The 17,854-nt window shown below is 41.8% G+C and carries 16 protein-coding genes; 11 read left to right on the top strand and 5 right to left on the bottom strand.

What is annotated here, in order from left to right; all coding sequences use genetic code 11:
• Nucleotides 1-396: 396 nt before the first annotated feature.
• The 4 genes from IH597_14390 (at nt 397) to IH597_14405 (ending at nt 4,653) form a co-directional block, all read left to right on the top strand.
• Nucleotides 397-1,707, top strand: a complete 1,311-nt coding sequence (locus IH597_14390) for a PQQ-binding-like beta-propeller repeat protein (protein MBE0663640.1) — start codon at nt 397-399, stop codon at nt 1,705-1,707.
• A gap of 186 nt (nt 1,708-1,893) precedes the next feature.
• Entirely contained in the window at nt 1,894-2,895 is a 1,002-nt protein-coding gene (locus IH597_14395) for a formylglycine-generating enzyme family protein (GenBank protein ID MBE0663641.1), read from the top strand.
• Between the two features lie 187 nt (nt 2,896-3,082).
• Nucleotides 3,083-3,655: a hypothetical protein gene (locus IH597_14400; protein MBE0663642.1), complete on the top strand. Its 573-nt coding sequence runs from the start codon at nt 3,083-3,085 to the stop codon at nt 3,653-3,655.
• A gap of 533 nt (nt 3,656-4,188) precedes the next feature.
• Complete coding sequence (locus IH597_14405) at nt 4,189-4,653, top strand: VOC family protein (GenBank protein MBE0663643.1); 465 nt, start codon at nt 4,189-4,191, stop codon at nt 4,651-4,653.
• 56 nt (nt 4,654-4,709) lie between these two features.
• Here IH597_14405 and IH597_14410 read toward each other — a convergent pair whose 3' ends face one another.
• Nucleotides 4,710-5,534: a sulfotransferase family 2 domain-containing protein gene (locus tag IH597_14410; protein ID MBE0663644.1), complete on the bottom strand. Its 825-nt coding sequence runs from the start codon at nt 5,532-5,534 to the stop codon at nt 4,710-4,712.
• A 255-nt stretch (nt 5,535-5,789) separates the two neighbouring features.
• On the opposite strand from IH597_14410, the gene IH597_14415 reads away from it, so the two are divergent.
• The 7 genes from IH597_14415 (at nt 5,790) to IH597_14445 (ending at nt 14,636) form a co-directional block, all read left to right on the top strand.
• Nucleotides 5,790-6,896, top strand: coding sequence for an AI-2E family transporter (locus IH597_14415; GenBank protein ID MBE0663645.1), 1,107 nt, complete (start codon nt 5,790-5,792; stop codon nt 6,894-6,896).
• An 85-nt stretch (nt 6,897-6,981) separates the two neighbouring features.
• Nucleotides 6,982-8,256, top strand: a complete 1,275-nt coding sequence (locus IH597_14420; protein ID MBE0663646.1) for an NAD(P)/FAD-dependent oxidoreductase — start codon at nt 6,982-6,984, stop codon at nt 8,254-8,256.
• 172 nt (nt 8,257-8,428) lie between these two features.
• On the top strand, nt 8,429-10,429 hold the full coding sequence (locus tag IH597_14425; GenBank protein ID MBE0663647.1) for a cation:proton antiporter: 2,001 nt from the start codon (nt 8,429-8,431) through the stop codon (nt 10,427-10,429).
• A gap of 224 nt (nt 10,430-10,653) precedes the next feature.
• Nucleotides 10,654-11,235, top strand: a complete 582-nt coding sequence (locus IH597_14430; protein MBE0663648.1) for a DUF1287 domain-containing protein — start codon at nt 10,654-10,656, stop codon at nt 11,233-11,235.
• A 189-nt stretch (nt 11,236-11,424) separates the two neighbouring features.
• On the top strand, nt 11,425-12,309 hold the full coding sequence (locus tag IH597_14435) for a restriction endonuclease (protein ID MBE0663649.1): 885 nt from the start codon (nt 11,425-11,427) through the stop codon (nt 12,307-12,309).
• A 331-nt stretch (nt 12,310-12,640) separates the two neighbouring features.
• Nucleotides 12,641-13,120 (top strand): hypothetical protein, encoded by a 480-nt coding sequence (locus IH597_14440; protein MBE0663650.1) that lies wholly within the window; start codon nt 12,641-12,643, stop codon nt 13,118-13,120.
• Between the two features lie 25 nt (nt 13,121-13,145).
• A complete protein-coding gene (locus tag IH597_14445) occupies nt 13,146-14,636 on the top strand; it encodes an SLC13/DASS family transporter (GenBank protein MBE0663651.1) in 1,491 nt (496 codons plus the stop codon).
• Between the two features lie 90 nt (nt 14,637-14,726).
• Here the strand turns inward: IH597_14445 and IH597_14450 are convergent, their stop codons facing one another.
• The 4 genes from IH597_14450 to IH597_14465 all read right to left on the bottom strand — a co-directional run bounded on the left by IH597_14450 (nt 14,727) and on the right by IH597_14465 (nt 17,797).
• On the bottom strand, nt 14,727-15,041 hold the full coding sequence (locus IH597_14450) for a cupin domain-containing protein (protein ID MBE0663652.1): 315 nt from the start codon (nt 15,039-15,041) through the stop codon (nt 14,727-14,729).
• Nucleotides 15,042-15,193: 152 nt separating this feature from the next.
• Complete coding sequence (locus tag IH597_14455; GenBank protein MBE0663653.1) at nt 15,194-15,535, bottom strand: nitrous oxide-stimulated promoter family protein; 342 nt, start codon at nt 15,533-15,535, stop codon at nt 15,194-15,196.
• A gap of 366 nt (nt 15,536-15,901) precedes the next feature.
• Nucleotides 15,902-17,449, bottom strand: a complete 1,548-nt coding sequence (locus IH597_14460) for a PepSY domain-containing protein (protein MBE0663654.1) — start codon at nt 17,447-17,449, stop codon at nt 15,902-15,904.
• A gap of 18 nt (nt 17,450-17,467) precedes the next feature.
• Nucleotides 17,468-17,797: a cupin domain-containing protein gene (locus IH597_14465; GenBank protein ID MBE0663655.1), complete on the bottom strand. Its 330-nt coding sequence runs from the start codon at nt 17,795-17,797 to the stop codon at nt 17,468-17,470.
• Nucleotides 17,798-17,854: the final 57 nt, after the last annotated feature.

A 17,854-nucleotide genomic window follows, 5' to 3' on the forward strand; every position in this document is an offset into this window, starting at 1 on the left:
ATGTATCGTGGTCTGGTATTTTTACCTTTCGCTATCTTAATCGGAGTGTCAATTTATTATCGACCTTCGCTTTTCATTTACTTTGCAATTTTACATGGCGTTATGGACTTTGGAACTGCTTTGATGTTCCTATTTGAGATAAAATAAATTAACCAAATAAACAGATATGATAGTAAAAAAAAATAGCAATACCACAGAAAAATAATACTGTCAATGGTTTACAAGGACTGATGAAAGAACACCAGGCGGTAACAAAGGCTAAAATCAAGCGGGCGGAAAGTGCTAATTTGAAAGGTATTGTAACTAATAAACTTTATCGCAGGTTGAAAGTGAAGTGCTCCGAAATGCCCGCCAGCTTTTAGCCTCAAACGTTAGCGGTCATATAAAAAAAGACTTATGCAAAAAACAGAAAAAACAATAATTGAAATCACAACCATTATTTTAATGTTAGGTCTGACATTAATTGGTTGTGATAAAGAAAACATGAAAGATGGTAATGAGGTAACCAAATCAGATAGACAAAAATATGAGTTTTCGGTTCCAGGTTTAGGCTTTAGTGTGGGCTGCCCCACGCTGGTCAATAATTTTATTTATATAGGCACTTCATCAAATCTTAGCTACCCACCTTCTCCTACTAATTATTTTTATAAACTCGATGCAACGCTGAATAAGGTTTGGGAGTTTCCGTTGAGCAATAAACAATTACGGGGTCCTGCCTCGCTGGATACTTACGGCAATATTTATTTTGTAGTTGACTCCGGAAGAACAGAAGCGTTTGGAAATACTATCAATAAAATCTACTCACTTGATAATAATGGCAATTACAGATGGTCAAAAGACATTGGTTCATTTGACACAGAACCATGCATAAAAAGCATCGCCATTGCCGATGACAATACCATCTATGCCGGTGGAGATTCGCTGTATGCCTTTGACATTAATGGAACAGTTAAATGGGTTTACGGTGATCTGAATACTCTTCCGGGTGGCATTAGAAGTGCAATAATTATTGACCCTGCCGGCAACCTGTTCTTCACAGATTACACTCATGTCATTTCACTCGACAAAAACGGGCATGAAAGATGGACGTATATTACCAGTGATGCCGGTGTTTCAAGCCCTGCCTTTACAAAGGATTATTCGAATTTGATCATTGCTGTTGGTAAAGAAATTTATTCCATAAAAACTTCAGGTGGCAATTTAGACTGGAAGTATCCTATTAATATGAATGCTGATTTCAGGTCTACACCTGCAGTAGATGATAATGGAGTTATTTATATTGGAAGCCATGGTTTTGGCTTGGATAACGATGAATCTACCTTATATGCGGTTAAGGCTGATGGTTCAGGGATTTTATGGCAAAATAATCTTGGTTCCGATATTTATTCTTCACCTACACTTGGCAACGACAGGGTAATTTATCTTGGTTCCGAAGGTCATGGCAATACAGAGGATAAGCACAACAGACTTCATGCTTTTAGAATGTCGAATAGTGAAAGAATTTGGTCAGCTCAACTTTATAATGACGTAACCTGGGGCTCACCTATATTATCAGATAACGGAATGTTATACGTTTCCTCAATGTATACTCACGATGGGCAATTCCCTTCGGGAGTTTATGCCTTTCAAACAGATGCTACAGGGCTACTTCCTAACTGTGGTTCATCAACCTTTCAACTTAGCAATGCCCATAATGGAAGAAGGTAATATAAATATACGAACCGCTAACAGCAGCTACAAGAAATTGGCGGTTCAATGGTTAAATGAAGCTTTTTGCTTCGTATCAAGTTCAGTGCTGGCAGACAGTTTTGTGCTTCGAAATCGCCAACTTCTTGTAGCTGCAAAACGTTAGAGGATAAGCTTGAAACGTAAATTGACAAAAAAGGGGGAATCATGACAAATTTATTAAAATCCAGAGCATATTTATATGTTACGCTTCTTATTCTATTTGTTTCTCTGTTATTTCAATTTAAACAATCATCCTGCAAATTAGGTGATACTAAATTGAGAGAAAAAGACTCTATGGAAATGGTTTATGTTCCATCTGGTAATTTTCTAATGGGAAGTAGTGATGAACAACTTGATAAGGCTATGCATGATTGTGAAGAAATGTATGGTACTGAAAATGAATGCCCAAGACATAATTATGCAAGACAGGAACAACCTCAACATAATGTGGGTTTAAATGCTTTTTGGATAGACAAAACAGAAGTTACAAATTCACAGTTTTGCAAATTCTTAAATAATATGGGAAATCAAACAACAAATGGAATTAAGTGGTTTGAACCTGGAGCAGGTCATAGGGGAGTAACTTATGGATATATTCAGGAAATTGATGGAATTTTCACTCCAAAAGTTGGTTATGAAAATCATCCTGTCATTGAAGTTTCATGGTATGGAGCAAATGCTTATTGTAAATGGATTGGCGGCAGATTACCCACTGAAGCCGAATGGGAATATGCCGCTAAAGGCACTTCAAACAATGTTTATCCTTGGGGGAATAAATTTAATGGTAAAATAGTAAACTACCGTGATTCAACATTTGATTTTGATAATTTCGGTAAAGATACTTGTTTTTCTGACGGAAATTCTCAATGGGCACCAGTCGGGAGTTATCCAGATGGAGCAAGTTGGTGCGCAGCTTTAGATTTGGGTGGGAATGTTCATGAATGGGTTTATGACTGGTACGCAGATGATTACTATTCGAATTCATTAAAAGAAAATCCGCAAGGACCTGAAAACGGTGAACTAAAGATTGGTAAAGGCGGTTCGTGGTATGACCCAAGCTGGCATGTCAGATGTAGTTACAGGAAGATTTTGACTCCTTCTTCAACAAGAATGCATTGGATAGGATTCAGATGCGTTATTCCGGCAAAAAACTTCAAAAAACAATAAATTACGCCACACAACATTTTGTATAAGTAATGGCAGGCAAAGTACTAAATAGAAAGGTTTGTAGTCCACTCAAACTGCGTAGTGGTTTGACAGGAAACTACCAAGCAATCTGCCACTACTCATACAATTTATCGCCGTTGGCTGCAACTTTAGGAGACCGAGCTAACCCAAAATGATTAATTGATAAATGGGTTATTCATATAAGACAAAAATAATAGTAATACTGATTTCAGGATTAGTTTGGTTCGTCTTTGGGACTATGATGATAATTCGGGGTTCAAAGACTTCGGATGACGTAAAAATCATTTCAGGACAGTTAATTGACTATAAAATCACTGAAGTAACGCGATACACTAACCTTAAAAGGTATAAAATCCCTGTACTTGAATTTCAAATTCATAGCTTTGATAAAAGAATAGGTTTGTATTTAAATTCAAGAAATGATTATGAACCCATAATTGAAAAGATTAGAAAAAAAGACGAAATTATTGAGATTACCTATCTTGACTCTTGGGGAGAGACAGAAGAAGGTATAAATCTTCATGTTTATAACGTTGATTATGGGGAAAATAACTTGATTAATATTGAAAATAAAACAAGGACTGACAGGAATGTGGGATTGATTTTGTATATAGTTGGATTATTATTTCTTGCGACCATTTTCTTTGTTAATAGACCTGAAAAAAAGCAGCAGCCAACACACAATATAGCCAATAAGGGTTTCAATGATATACGAAGGTTTGTAGCCCGCTTCAACTAGTGTGTAGCTTGATAGGAAATCGCCCGCAATTGGCAACTTTTCATAACGCTACCGTAGCAAGCCATGATACACTCGCATCTAGAGGACCTCACAACTAAAAGCAATGACTTTTTCGTATCGGAATCAAATCTAAACGTATCAAATCGTACCATTTTGTTCTTCTAGTTTCACATCCTCCGAGCCTTTCACAGTTCTACTGAGTATTCCGAAGCACCTTGCACTTATGGGTCATGACGGCCTGACCCGACAGGTTGGAATATGGCGATTCAATTAGACGTGGGGCATTACGCTGGTAAAGTCTTAGCATGGCTCGTAGCCTCTTTTCTTTAAGCGATCAGCTGCGCAATGACTTCTTAAAGATCACATTATGGAATTTGCACAATTCTGCAATCCACTGAAATAAATTTGTATTTTTGAATTTATGAATCTGTGCTAAAATAATAATGTACCACGAAATGACCAAACTCCTACTAACCCTGATCCTAATCACAGCCCTGCCAGGCTGTAATACCGAAACCCAAAAAGTAAAAACTATGGAAGAATCGAAAAATCAACTAAGCAATACAACATCTGCCAGCGATACAACACCCAGGGTAACCGGAATCGGCGGCATTTTCTTTTTCTCTGACGATCCCGATAAACTGAAAGAATGGTATGCTGGTCAACTGGGGCTGGAGACCAATGAATGGGGCTCAAGTTTTGAGTTTAGAAATGCCAACCAGCCCGAAGAGATCAATTACCTGCAATGGAGCCCTTTCAAAACAGGAAGCAAATATTTCAGCCCTTCCAAAAAGGAATTTATGATCAACTACCGGGTGCAGAATATTGAAGGCCTGGTCAGTAAGCTGAGGGAAAGCGGCGTAACCATCCTCGATAGCATTGAGACATTTGATTATGGCAAGTTTGTCCATATCCTTGATCCCGAAGGCAACAAGATTGAACTCTGGGAACCCGTTGACAGCGTGTTCACAGCAATGGGCGGGAAGACAACGAAATAAATTGAGAGAACTTATCAGAAGAGCCAAAATTCAGGATAGAACTCAACAATGGGAAATTATTTCCCCAATAGCCTTGCCGCTTGTTTGGCCATTTGTTGCCGGATTAAAAATAAACGGAAGGAAGTATTATTCTCATTTATCTGAAAAGCGATGTCCATTTTGTGATGCTGAAAGTGTTTGAATAATGCAATGTCATACTTAAGTACTGATTGAAGGCGATGCAAAAACTCTTCGGAGGGTGCGAACCTTGTTGGCTTGCTTTTGGTTCGGTTAACAGGCGCATACAGAGGCACCCAGCCCGGCCAACCAAGTTTTTTCCCAAATGCATATACGCCGGCGTCAAAGTTTGAAAGATCCATGAGTGCGTCAAAATTATTCATCGAGTTGATTGCTATTTCAAGCTGTTTATCCCCTTTGTCATTCATCGCGGGTATTGGAATTTCCGGATTAAGTATATACTGTATTGAGTTCGAAAGAAACCGCGTCATCATATTGTCATGCCCCATTTTAAGAGCATATTCTATATAAGCATCGGCAGAAGCAAGCTTGTTTACATCTTCCCAGAAAACATCTTTTTTGCTGGTTCTCAAGTAATAATATTGCGAGAGAAATAATGAAATGGGTTCACGCACTATGCATACGCGAAAAGGATTTTCAAGGAAATGCCCGAACAACTGTGCGCCATGTCCGGCTATAACACGATACTGCGTCCGTTTTTCGGTGGGAAAACCGGAAAACTCATCCAACGAGCTTTTTATGTTCCGGCTGTTAATCACAAAAACCCTGTCGGTGCCATACATTTTCGTTAACAGTTTCCTGAAGGTAATACCACCGGTTTTCGGGATATGTTCAAAAAGCAATGGCCTATTTATTAAACTCATCTTGTACTTAAATCTGGCTGGAAACATGCAATACATAAAATTCATTTCGTCAAAGGTAAAAGAATCCGAATACCACACTGTCCTTGTACACAGATTGTACTTTTAGTAGCCAATTGGCATACTTTCTGTTGGCAGGGGGAGGCGTTGGATAAAAAATTTTTAATGAAAATGAAAAGAAACTAATTTTACAAATCCTCGTTTGACGTGCACGAATTCTGCTTAACTTTATCATTAATTCTTTAAAACAAATTGAATATGCACCTGTCTTTTCAAAAAGTGTTTTATACCATAGCCACGATAGTAGGCTTATTTGCTATCATGGTTTTAGCAAGAGAAGTGCTGATACCAATCGCATTTTCCTTTTTAGTAGCGTTTATACTTTTTCCTGTTGCCAGTAGGTTTGAATCCTGGGGTGTGAATAAAATTTTGGCAGCTTCTCTGTCAATTCTGTGCTTACTGCTGCTGATTGCAGCAGGCGTATATCTTTTTTCAAATCAAATCATCCAACTCTCAACAGACTTATCAGAGTTTAAAGATAAAATACTCAATATATTTACGGATGCCACAGTATTCATAAACCAGAACTTTAATTTTTTACCGCAATTGGAAAAAGGAGAGTTGATTGATAAAATCAAAACCTGGTTTAGCGAGTCCTCCGGAAAATTGTTAAGCCAAACCTTCAGTAGCACAGCCAGTATCATTTTCGGGATATTGACTTCAATTATTTTCATCTTTCTGATCCTTATTTACAGAAGTGGTATGATCCGGGCTTTGGTGAGTTTTTTTCCACTGGAGCATAGAGATAAGGCCCTCCATATGTTCGAATCCGTTCAGAAGGTAGGACAGCAATATCTTTTTGGAATGTTGGTAATTGTTCTTATACTGGGTATTGTAAACAGCATCGGGCTTATGATCATTGGCATTGATAGCCCTTTCCTCTTTGGGTTCCTGGCCTCCGTTTTAGCCATTATTCCTTATGCCGGAACCTTTTTAGGAGCCGCGATTCCAGTATTGTATGCCTTTTTAACTTATGATTCTCTCTTGATGCCATTAAGCATAGCTATATTCTTCTGGCTGGTTCAGATTGTTGAAAGTAATTTTCTGACCCCCAAAATTGTTGGAGGAAATTTGAAGATTAATGCTTTAACTTCAATTTTAAGCATCATCATCGGTGCGTCGGTGTGGGGTATTGCCGGTATGATTTTATTTTTGCCCTTCGCCGCTATGTTGAAAACAGTTTGCGAAGAATATGAAAATCTTAAACCGTTTGCCATGTTGATTGGTGATGAGAATTATAACAAAAAAGACAAAAATGACGGTCAAAAAAAATTGGTTCAAAAGATAAAAAGCTGGTTTTCTTAATGCCTGATTAATACGCTCAGGGCAAGCAGCATAACAATTTCATTCCATCAAAGCCAATAGACGAAGAAATTTGTTAATGATCTAAATCGCGGAGTTGGAAGCAAAGAAAAAAATAATCGTTATCGGCGGTGGATTCGCCGGAGTATCACTGGTAAAAAAGCTAGATGAAAATCTGTTTGACATACTTTTGATTGATAAAATTAACCATCATCAGTTTCAACCGCTGTTTTATCAGGTAGCAACATCTCAACTCGAACCGGCCAGCATTTCCTTCCCTTTAAGAAATATATTCAAGCATAAAAAGAGCCTTCAGATTCGCTTAGCCAGGGTAGACTCAATTGATTGCGTTCGAAATGAAATTTCAACTTCAATAGGAGATTTTAGTTACGATTTTCTTGTAATTGCCACAGGATGCACAACCAATTTTTTTAGTAATCCAACCATTGAGAAGAATGTCTTCGCTCTGAAGACAACATATGATGCTATTAAAATCAGGAACCATATCATCCATACCTTTGAGCGTTTGATCTCTGCAAATTCGCAAGAGCGAAAAAGTCTTTTAAACCTGGTAATTGTAGGCGCCGGTCCAACAGGCGTTGAATTGGCTGGTGCTTTCGCAGAAATAAAGAACACCATATTACCCAAAGACTATCCGGGAATTGATTTTTCAGATTTCAAGATTTTTCTGATTGAAGGCGGTGCAAATACACTTAGCAGCATGAGTGATCAGGCCAAACTTGCTTCAAGGAAATATTTACAGAAAATGGGAGTCCAGATTATTACAGAAACCCTGGTGAAAAACTATAACGGTTCTGTGTTAGAGTTAAGTAATGGGGCAGTTGTAAATACCAAAACCGTAATTTGGGCTGCAGGAATAACCGGAAACATAATTGGTGGATTACCTGAAAGTTGTATGACCTATGGCGGAAGGATCAAAATAAACCGAATCAGTCAGATTGAAGGGATCAATAATGTTTTTGCTGTTGGAGACATTGCGTTGATGCAAACTCCCAAATACCCGGACGGTCATCCTCAGGTAGCGAATGTTGCGATCAACCAGGCGAAGAACCTGGCATGGAATCTTAAAATGCTTTTCCTGAACAAAGAAACTACTGAATATGAATACAAAGACCTGGGCTCAATGGCAACCATCGGAAGAAACAAAGCGGTTGTTGATCTGCCGTCGCTAAAATTCAAAGGTTACTTTGCATGGCTGGTATGGATGTTTCTGCACCTGATGTTGATTCTTAGTGTGAGAAACAAATTGATAATCTTTATTAACTGGGCATGGGCCTACTTATTTAAGGACACCTCTTTACGACTTATTCTGAAACCAATAAATGATAAAAACGATTCATAGCAGATTAATAAGGAAGATGAGTTTACAACACGCACACAACAAAGACGTAAACCTCCTGATCAACCACCATTGCAGGGGTGATGCCCATTAAGGCAAATATAATGTACTTTTGAGCAACAATCACACACTGATTGCCTGAAATATAAGAACCGGATAACCAAAATTATCGCCTGTGGAAATTCCTATCCTGAAACAAATCGTTATTATCCTGGGCCTTTCGGTTCTGATTATTCTTGCCTTCCGTCGTTTTAAAATGCCTGCCATCATCGGTTTCCTGCTAACCGGTATCATTGCCGGACCACATGGGTTTGGACTGATAAGCGCATCACACGAAATTGAAATGCTGGCTGAAACCGGTATTATTTTCCTGCTGTTTGTTATTGGCATCGAGTTTTCGCTGAAAGGGCTGAATAAGATCAGGAATACTGTACTCATCGGAGGATCCTTACAGGTTGGCGGTACTATTTTACTTGCTTCGTTGATTGCCTATTTTCTGGGGCTGCCTCTGGCAAAAGCTGTGTTCATGGGTTTCCTGATTTCCCTCAGCAGCACCGCGATCGTAATGAAGATATTGCAGGAACAGGGAAAAATATCAGCACCGCACGGCAGGATTGCACTTGGAATTTTAATTTTCCAGGACATCATCGTTGTGCCCATGATCCTGGTAACGCCTTTGTTGGCTGGTAAGGCAGATGATTTGCTCGTAACATCCCTCCTGATGCTGGGCAAGTTTGTGTTGGTCATTGGCCTGCTTATACTACTGGCCCGCTATGTTGTGCCACGTATTCTGCACCTTGTTGTAAAAACCCGCAGCCGCGAAGTGTTCATACTCACCATTGTGGTAATTTGCTTTGCTACGGCCTGGCTTACATCGTCTGTGGGTTTATCGCTTGCGCTGGGTGCATTTTTTGCAGGATTGATCATTTCCGAATCCGACTACAGCCATCAGGCTACTGCCAGTATTTTACCTTTTCGAGAAATATTTATTAGCTTTTTCTTTGTCTCTATAGGCCTTTTGCTAGATATCCGATATTTTCTGGAAAATATCTGGATACTGTTGCTTTTCACCGTTGCGGTGATCATTTTGAAGATGTTGGTCATCCTCATTGCCGTTCTGATTAAGAAATACCCGGTTCGCACAGCAATTTTATCGGCATTTACCTTGTTCCAGGTTGGTGAGTTTGCATTCTTGCTGTCAACTGTGGGCTTACAAAACGATTTGCTTACCCATGAGGTTTATCAGAATTTCCTGGTCGTTTCAATCCTCAGTATGGCGGTCACACCTTTCATAATAGGCTATTCCGAACCGATGGCCGATTGGGTGGTGCGATCCATGCTTCCCGCACGGATACGCAAACGTCTTTACAAATACCAGCGCGATAAACAGCCGGCAGCAACACTTGAAATACAGGATTTACGCGACCATCTTGTAATTGTAGGCTATGGCCTGAACGGGCATAATGTTTCCCGCACCGCAAAGCAGGCCAAAATCCCTTTTGTGATCATTGAAATGGACTATGAACTGTTTATGGAGGCAAAACGCGATAATCATCCTGTTGTGTTTGGCGATGCTTCCGAACCACATATTCTTGAGCAGGCCAGCGTTCATGATGCCCGTGTGGTTGTGATCTCTATATCGGATGCTGAAAAAGCGAAAAATATTGTTACCGGCATCCGCGAAATTTCTGAAACTGCCCATGTTATCGTGCGAACCCGCTCAGTAAAGGACATTGATGAAACCTTGCGCCTTGGAGCCGATGAAGTTATTCCGGAAGAATTTGAAACCTCCATTGAAATATTTACCAAGGTGTTGAACCGATACCTGGTGCCTTTTGATGAGATCCAGACTTTCATCACGCAGATAAAAGCCCGAAATTATGAGCTGCTTTCAAAAGCCGGAGATGACACCCAACTGCCTGCCCCCATCCAGTTGCATATCCCGGATATGGTAATAGCATCTTTGCCGGTTCAGCAGGAAGACAACCGGATCGTTGGCAAGAGTATCCTGGAAAGTGAGCTAAAAAGCCAGTTCAATGTTACCGTGCTGGCCATCAGGCGGAACAAGAAATTTATTACCGAAATAAAGCCCGATATGCGCATTCAAACCGACGACATGCTCTACCTTTTCGGTTCACCCGAAAACATCTCGAAAGTGAACAAATACCTGATCTGACCCTGGTGTTGGTTTGAATGCCAGCAAACAAATCTTAAATCAAAATAAAACCGGACAAATATTCTGGCAAAAAGTAATTACAACTAGCCAAAAAGTGAAAAAACTCGAAAATGCTCAGGCTCAGTAGAAAATAAAATGCCTTGGCCGATTCACGGGCAAAGTAAATATCACAGGAAATCCCACTGCTTAGAATTTGCTACAGTTATGTAAATATATATGAAGTCATGAAACAGGCGCAAATACTCGCATTACTTCTTTTAACTTTTAGTTCCGCAACTGGCCAAACCACCTTCTTTGAACGGCTTGCCGATTCTGCATTGGTGCTGACCCAACAACAAGTAACCTACGACCCGGCATACCGCGTGATTGAATACCCCAACGGAGATGTTGCACCTGACAAAGGAGTATGCACCGACGTAATTATCCGTGCCTACCGTAAACTCGGAATTGACTTGCAGAAAGAAGTGCATGAAGATATGAAAGCCAACTTTGATCAATATCCAAAGCATTGGGGTTTAACACGGCCCGACAAAAATATTGATCACAGGCGTGTGCCCAACCTTATGACATTTTTCTCCCGTCATGGAACTGAAAAGCAAATAAGCAACAATCCAAATGATTACCAACCAGGCGATATTGTTTGCTGGAACCTGGGCGGGGGCGTTACCCACATCGGAATTGTTACCCGAAAAAAATCCATCGACGGCAAACGCTACCTGATTGTGCATAATATTGGCGCAGGACAGGTAGTTGAGGACTGTTTGTTTAGTTTTACGATAATAGGACATTACCAATATGAAAAATGAGAGAGAGACGGGTGGCGCGAAGTGTACTATTCCGGGAATTTTAATTCTTTGTTGTGTGGGGATATTTTATAAATTAGCGGGGAAATTAAAAACACCCCCGGAGTACAGTTGCACAACGCTCAGGGTATACCTATGGTCCTGATATAAACGAGTTGCCAGCAATGCTAAGAGACATACACACTATAAAAAATGGGGAAAAAAAGAAATAATCAAGCAGAATTTGTAAGATGGTTTGGACCTCTTCTAGATGCTCTAAGACAACTAGGTGGTTCAGCCAAACCACGTGAAGCATCTGATAAGATTGCAGAGAACCTGAAACTACGTGATGATAAATTAAATGAGTTGCTCGAATCTGGCCAATCAAGATATTATAATCAAGTTGCTTGGGCAAGACAATACCTCGCATGGGAAGGCTTATTGGATACTTCTAAACATGGTATTTGGACTTTGTCTGCAAAAGGAGAATCAACCAAGCTGACAGAAGAGCAAGCACGCGAGATATTTTTAAAATGGGTTGATATACATAGAAATGCAAAAAAGGATAAAACAGAAACTGAAATTATTGAGGAACTTGAAGAGAATGAGCCTGACGAGATTCAATCTGCAAATAAAATGGATCTACTACAAGTTCTTCAGAGTTTAACACCTGTGGGTTTTGAAAAGATATGCCAGCGACTTTTACGTGAATCTGGTTTTGAGAAAGTCGTTGTAACAGGACAGTCTCATGATGGTGGTATTGATGGTTATGGTACTTTAGAAATGAATCCTTTCGTGAGTTTTAAAGTTTTATTTCAATGTAAAAGATACAAAGGAACAGTTTCTAGAGCACAAGTTGGAGATTTCAGAAATGCTATGATTGGTAGAGCTGAAAAAGGGATAATAATGACTACAGGAACATTCTCAACTGATGCAGTCAAGGAAGCAAACAGAGAAGGTGCACCACAAGTAGAGCTTGTTGATGGAGAGAAACTGGTAGAAATGTTTAAACGTGTACAATTGGGTGTAAAACCAAAGACTGTTTATGAAGTGGATTTACCATTTTTTGAGCCGTATTTGGAAAAAGATAAAATCTAATAAAGCACATTCTGGCGCAATACGGTCACCGCTGCACGTTGAATTCAGCCCTCCAGCATCCAAACTCCACTTGCTATAATCCCTATCACCACGCCATCCACACCACCCTAAAAGTATTTTTACACCCCAACCCGGTTTTCCAACTATTTTCCCCCCTCAAACCTTCCCGCTTTCATTTTTTCCTATTTTAGCCACGATTATAGTTTAAGGGGAGTTGCCCAACCTATCAGGCTACATCATTCAATAAAGTTTTTGCAAAACCGCTGAACCGCGTTCTTACCTCAATATATTTTCTGGAAGAGAAACCATTATTAACCTAATATACTGAGCCATGCTTCTTAACATCCTCGACACTGTGCGCATTCTTATTGTTTGCGTCGCTTTCTTTGTTGGTTACCAGATTGGTTTTCGCGATGCGTATGATCCAATTGCACAACTGCATTTTATGATCCCCGTGATAATTGTTGCCATTGCCGGGATTTCCGGGCTTGAAGGTTTGTTCTTTGGAAATAAATCTGCTAGCGCCAAAGGTTTTGTCGCCGATTCCAATTACCAGCGGCAGTCGGCCATTGCATTGCTTTCTTATGCTGTGATCGCTGTTGTCGTTTATTTCCTGAACTGGGGCATTCGTGCGGAACTCACAATTTTTTTCGCCTTCATTTTCTTTTTCATTTTCTCCGGCCTGAACCATGCGCTGGATGCCGTGCGACGGAAAAACTATAAATGGCAGAACATCAACCGCCCGTTTATCACCCTGGCCATGGTTGCAGGTATGATCTATCCGGTAATCATGGCGTTGCGCACACTTTGAAGCAGAAGTAAATACCGCCTCAAGTATGAGAACAAAAAGGATCATCAGTTTTATCATCACTCCCATTGTCATTCTCTGCATCTTGCTTTTCGCCGATCTTGATCCGGGCAACCCGAAAGTTACTTACACCTTCTGCATCGCCCTGCTGATGGCGGTATGGTGGATCACAGAGGTGGTTCCGCTGGCGGTTACATCATTGTTGCCAGTCGCGCTTTTCCCGCTGTTTGGTGTCATGGATGGCAAACTGGTTTCATCTGCTTATTTCAACGACGTGATATTCCTGTTTATGGGAGGTTTCATGGTGGCGCTGGCCATGGAACGTTGGGACCTTCACCGCCGGATCGCACTGAATATTTTATGCATTACCGGTGTGAGCCCGGCGCGCATACTGCTGGGTTTTATGCTGGCTTCCTTTTTTCTTTCTATGTGGATTTCGAACACGGCCACCGCCATGATGATGCTGCCCATCGCCATGTCTATCATCGGGCAACTGGACGATCTTGTCAGTAATAAAAGCACCAATAAGTTTAGCGTAGGCTTGCTGCTCAGCATTGCGTATGCTGCCTCTATAGGAGGGATGGCAACCCTGGTGGGAACCCCGCCCAATCTCTCTTTCAGCCGGATTTATCACATTTATTTTCCAACGGCTCCTGAAATTTCTTTTTCCACCTGGCTGATGTTTGCCTTGCCTGTCAGTTTGATCCTTTTCGCAATTACGTGGGCGTATCTTTATCTTTCTTTTAAACCTGCAAAAGGGCAATGGGCTGCCATCAACAAGGATACTTTCCTTTCCCAGTTGCGATCCATGGGCAAACCAGGCCCCGAAGAAAAAACAGTCTTTGTGGTTTTCGTTTCTCTGGCATTGTTGTGGATTTTCAGAAGCGACCTTGATCTTGGCTTTCTTGCGATCCCGGGGTGGGCCGGAATCTTCCCCAGCAGCGGTTTTATTAACGATGGAACGGTGGCGGTGCTTATGGCTGTGATCCTGTTTATTCTGCCATCGAAAAGTCAAAAAGGCGCCAGGATTCTCGATTGGGCAACGGCTTCAAAATTACCCTGGCATATTTTGCTGTTGTTTGGCGGTGGGTTTGCTTTGGCAACGGCTTTTAAAGAGTCGGGGCTTTCAATGTGGTTTGGTGGCCACCTCACAGGATTGGCTTCATTGCATCCGATCATTATTATCATGATCATTGCCCTGTTTATGACCTTTTTAACCGAACTTACTTCCAACACAGCCACCACGGAAATGCTGCTACCGATTTTGGCCGGGATGGCCATTACATCCAATATTCATCCGCTGATGCTGATGATTCCGGCAACCATGTCGGCTTCCATGGCGTTTATGCTTCCGGTGGCAACGCCTCCGAATGCAATCATTTTTGGAACCTCACGCATCAGCGTCGGGCAAATGGCACGCACCGGACTTTTTCTGAACCTCGTGGGAGCCGTTGTTATTACATTGATGATGTATTTCTGGGGTGATATAGTGTTCGATATACATGCCGGCACGCATTGAAAGAAATAAAATACAGATATCGGCAAAGGTGCGATGACGCAATGTGAAAACCTTCTTCGCGTCTTTGCAGTGAAAAGCATTTAAAACTGATCAACCACCAGGTAGTTTAATTACCAGCACCCTGAAGTCAGCTCTTCCGGTATTGGCCATGCCTCTTTCTTCACCAGCTTCAATTTCAATGAGCATACCGGGCTTTACATCGCCGGAATCAAAGCCGGTTTCAATTTTTCCTGTTCCTTCCAGCACATAAATGGCCACATCAAAATCGTTGATGTGTTTGGGCACAACCTCAGCGGGTTTCAGAGTTAGATGTATTATTTCAAGTTTTGGTCTTGAAAGCATGATTCTGCCATCCACTTGGAAAGGCACACGTGGGGCGGTTTCGGGGGTAGTGATTTTGAGCATGGTTTTTTTGTGATGCAGTGATGCAGTGTTTCAGTGATGCAGTAATGCAGTAATGCAGTGTTAGATTGGGGCCAAAATAGAATTTATTGCTTTGTTCTTTAGACTTTGAGCTTTGATCTTGGAATTTGGAACTTGGGACTTTATTTCTGCCTCTACAGCCCAATTGTACTTTTTGGTTTGTTGATGAGTTGGCTAATCTTATGACTGACAGACAGCCACGGATACTTCCACAGCATTCTAGGGCCGGAATATCGCATTACCTGTTTGATCTTTTCCCGCATGGCCGGTTTGTAGCAATGGATGGGGCAGTCTTTGCAGGCGGGTTTTTCGTTACCGTAGGGACATTTGTCGAGGCGTTTCAGCGCATATTCCCGCAGCGCTTCACATTCGGCGCATGGAAGTTCATGCCCATGCCCACGGCAGTATACCGTAATCATGGCCGAGACGGTTTGCTTCTCTATCTCGATGTAGTTTTCCCTTAGTTTCTTAAGCATCACCGTTAATTATAGGTCCTAAGCTCAAAGTTCAAAATTCAAAATTCAAAGAAAAACCGAAATTAATTTACTTGATCACATTATTCGAAGAGACTGTAAATCCCCCTAACCCCCTTTTCCAAAGGGGGATGCACTCTTCGCACACTTAGTCACAACGTTCCACTACTCCATTACTACCCGCCCGACTGAACGTCGTTCGGGCGGGCATTACTCCAAACTAATTAACCAATTGACTAATTAACCAAACACACTCTGGTACACTGCTTCATAAAATCTGCCAAGTCAATCAATCCCCCTAATCCCCTTCGCCAAGTGGGACTCGCTCTTTGTAATCATTTTCACTCACAGCATCACTGTAACACTGCATCACAATAAAACTGAATCACAATCCTTCCTCACCCGTCGTTTACGAGCATGCTCCCGAAACCACCGGATCAATCCTGTGATCAGAACTATAAGGATGTGCAGGCCTATGATGGGGATAAACCAGGGTTGGTACTTACCGAAGATCACGTAATAGATACGTCCTGTGTGGATTTCGAGGGCTGTATTCCAAAGAGGCAGTGGTGATTTGTTTTTTATATGCGCAGCCATATCCGGGAAACGTTGACCGGGTTTCTTTGAAAACACGCCGGCATCGTAATCGAAAATAAAATCTTCGCCGGTGCTGGTATTTATATAACCTGCCACAGCGATACTGCCAAAGGCTGGCGGCCCGCCACGTCTGGGTTGAACTTCCAGGCCGGTGATCATATCCTGCGCATAATTCACTGCCGGAACCCAGCGATAAATGCCACTGAACGAACCAACAACGAATACCCCTCTTTCAGGCTGCTCAAACACATTGATGCCCATCACGCTGACCGGGGGCTGAACACGGAAACGCCTCAGGCTATCGGTCAGGTTCGGTTCGGCATGGTAAAAACCATCGGAAGTTGAGAAAATAAAACTATGGTTAAATTTATCGTATTGGATACCACGCAGCTTGTCGTGCCAGGGATTAATGTTGAAAAGCGCCGTGAACTTGTAGGCTGGAACCTTGCTGCGAATAATCACAATCAGCAATGGTGGTCTGAGAAACATTCCAGTCAGGGTCGTGATAATTAGAATGGCCACCGCCCAGATGCCGATGTGGTTATGCCATTTCCGCGAAAAGCGGTTCAGCCTGGCAGTGTTTTTTTTAAGCTTTTTTCTGTGTCTGAATTTTTTGATCACATCGGGAGCGATAAACCAAACAATGCCGGTGAAGGATAGAAAGATCATAATCAGGCCCACAACGTCAACGATCAGCTTGCCGGGCAGGCCAAATATTTCTCCGCTGTGTATTGTCCATAACGCTTTGAACAATGATGTTTCTGATACGAACCCGGCAGGGTGGGGGAGTTGTATTTTTTCGAACACCACCTCACCCGGATTCTCTCTTGCAATCATTAAGTGAGATCGGGTAAGTACCAGCAGGCTGTCGCCCATAGCGATCATAGCTGCGATACGGTTTTCGTTATCCGGAAGTTCAATTTTTTTCCAGCGATCTGTTTCGAGTTCATAAACTCCCGACAATGTCCCGGCAAAGACCCTTCCGCTGTTGGTTCTGACCACCGCCATGGTTTTGCGGTTGTCAATGCCTTTTTTCAAACCCTCGTTCATAGGTTCGAACTGCGAAAAACTGTTGTCGGTAAGCCAGATGCCAATATTGCCAAAAATCAGCAGACTATCGGTTCCAACAGTTGTTGCCGAACGCACGGCAGCAAGGTTCCAGTTCCCGAAACGGTATTTGCCCGGCAAGAGGTTGCGGTTCACATCAATAATAGAGAAGAAGCCCCGGTGGTTGAGCACGATGCCGGAGAGTGCAAAAAACAGCACAAAAAACGCGACAATCACCCCCAGCCACCGGTGCAGCCATTTCATCACCCTCATCGCAGAAACGATTTCAGGTTAGCTCCTGATCATGGTGAGCAACATCTTGAACCTCACGAGCGCCGATAATGCATGCGGAACGTTTGCAGGCATGATAATGGCTTCGCCGGCTTTGAGGTTGTAGTTTTTCTTGTCAATGGTTACCACAGCTTCACCCTCGATTACGTTCACGAGCGCATCAAATGGAGCGGTATGCTCGCTGAGGCCTTGTCCGCGATCGAACGAGAACAAGGTTACATTGCCCGTAGGCTTTTTAATTACTTGCTTGCTGATAATTCCATCAGCCGAATATTCGATGATTCCATTGAAATCCATCACTTTTGAGTGTTCTAATCCAGTTGTTTCCATTTTATATTTGTGTTAATTTGTATGATACTGTGATACTGTGGTTATTTGTAAATTAGT

The sequence above is a fragment of the Bacteroidales bacterium genome (assembly GCA_014860575.1).
Taxonomy (GTDB): Bacteria; Bacteroidota; Bacteroidia; order Bacteroidales; family JAAYJT01; genus JAAYJT01.

Excerpts from the sequence above, each read along its gene's own strand:
- IH597_14430 (MBE0663648.1), top strand. The coding sequence starts at position 10,654 with ATGAAACAGGCGCAAATACTCGCATTACTTCTTTTAACTTTTAGTTCC.
- IH597_14465 (MBE0663655.1), bottom strand. The coding sequence starts at position 17,797 with ATGGAAACAACTGGATTAGAACACTCAAAAGTGATGGATTTCAATGGA.
- IH597_14445 (MBE0663651.1), top strand. The coding sequence starts at position 13,146 with ATGAGAACAAAAAGGATCATCAGTTTTATCATCACTCCCATTGTCATT.
- IH597_14410 (MBE0663644.1), bottom strand. The coding sequence starts at position 5,534 with ATGAGTTTAATAAATAGGCCATTGCTTTTTGAACATATCCCGAAAACC.
- IH597_14415 (MBE0663645.1), top strand. The coding sequence starts at position 5,790 with ATGCACCTGTCTTTTCAAAAAGTGTTTTATACCATAGCCACGATAGTA.
- IH597_14450 (MBE0663652.1), bottom strand. The coding sequence starts at position 15,041 with ATGCTCAAAATCACTACCCCCGAAACCGCCCCACGTGTGCCTTTCCAA.
- IH597_14395 (MBE0663641.1), top strand. The coding sequence starts at position 1,894 with ATGACAAATTTATTAAAATCCAGAGCATATTTATATGTTACGCTTCTT.
- IH597_14405 (MBE0663643.1), top strand. The coding sequence starts at position 4,189 with ATGGAAGAATCGAAAAATCAACTAAGCAATACAACATCTGCCAGCGAT.
- IH597_14455 (MBE0663653.1), bottom strand. The coding sequence starts at position 15,535 with ATGCTTAAGAAACTAAGGGAAAACTACATCGAGATAGAGAAGCAAACC.
- IH597_14390 (MBE0663640.1), top strand. The coding sequence starts at position 397 with ATGCAAAAAACAGAAAAAACAATAATTGAAATCACAACCATTATTTTA.
- IH597_14400 (MBE0663642.1), top strand. The coding sequence starts at position 3,083 with ATGGGTTATTCATATAAGACAAAAATAATAGTAATACTGATTTCAGGA.
- IH597_14440 (MBE0663650.1), top strand. The coding sequence starts at position 12,641 with ATGCTTCTTAACATCCTCGACACTGTGCGCATTCTTATTGTTTGCGTC.
- IH597_14435 (MBE0663649.1), top strand. The coding sequence starts at position 11,425 with ATGGGGAAAAAAAGAAATAATCAAGCAGAATTTGTAAGATGGTTTGGA.
- IH597_14460 (MBE0663654.1), bottom strand. The coding sequence starts at position 17,449 with ATGAGGGTGATGAAATGGCTGCACCGGTGGCTGGGGGTGATTGTCGCG.